Annotated in this window: 1 pseudogene; it reads right to left on the bottom strand. The window is 43.8% G+C overall.

Going from position 1 to position 447, the window contains the following annotated elements:
* Positions 1 to 178 (bottom strand): annotated as a pseudogene (locus tag N784_RS16490) (transposase); the annotation flags it as partial.
* Between the last annotated feature and the right edge of the window lie 269 nt (positions 179 to 447).

The raw sequence follows: 447 nt of genomic DNA, 5'->3' as shown, positions 1-447 counted from the left end.
CTTCCATTTCCATACCTGTTTCTTGGCTTTTCTCAATCAATTCTTGTAGATATTTACCGTCACTTTTTTCACCAGTCGTCACAATTGCAGCGGTAATAAGTCGTTCATCATTTATTGCGATATGAGTTTTATAGCCAAAGAATGAAGAATCGGCCGTTTTATGACCAACACGCGCATCTGGATTTATTACGTTAATTATACTATAAAACAGCGATCCATTCCCCGATAAAAGGAAATGGATCGCTGTATTATTTTCACTTTATTACAAGTGAGTTTCGTTGATTGGAGTGTAGAGCGGCGACTCCTGTGGGATTAGCGGGACAGGTGAGACCCCGCAGGAGCGAAGCGACGAGGAGCTCACCGCCCGCCCCACGGAAAGCGTCCGCTTGGAACGTAAATCAACAGTTCTAGCTTAAGTCCTTTTAAGTGGACTTTTTCAGTGGCCTC

Source organism: Pontibacillus litoralis JSM 072002 (genome assembly GCF_000775615.1).
GTDB lineage: Bacteria > Bacillota > Bacilli > Bacillales > BH030062 > Pontibacillus > Pontibacillus litoralis.
The sequence above is the reverse complement of the archived record's forward strand: the minus strand, read 5'-3'. Positions and strand labels throughout refer to the sequence as shown.